This is a genomic window from Bradyrhizobium sp. Kon10 (genome assembly GCF_055807395.1).
In genome coordinates this window covers 1-236 of sequence record NZ_JBVVOZ010000410.1, presented here as the reverse complement: position 1 = coordinate 236, position 236 = coordinate 1, and the positions used below count along the sequence as shown (strand labels likewise).

At 68.2% G+C, this 236-nt stretch carries 1 protein-coding gene; it reads left to right on the top strand.

Annotated elements, in window-relative coordinates:
• On the top strand, positions 1–236 hold a 236-nt coding region (locus tag AC0L2O_RS37550), incomplete at both ends, for an SIMPL domain-containing protein (RefSeq protein WP_473373289.1).

Genomic DNA, 236 nt, shown 5'->3' with positions numbered 1-236 from the left:
ATCATCGACACGCTGGTCGGCGCCGGCGCCAACGATATCGGCAACATCTCCTTCGAGGTGACGCAGGCCTCGAAACTGCTCGACGATGCCCGCGAGAAGGCTGTCGCAGACGCCCGCCGCAAAGCGGAGATCTACGCCAAGGCCACCGGCGTCACGCTCGGCGCGCCGCTCAGCGTGTCCGAAGGCGGCGCCCCAATGCCGCTGTTCAAGGGACGCATGGCCGCAGCGCCGATGGC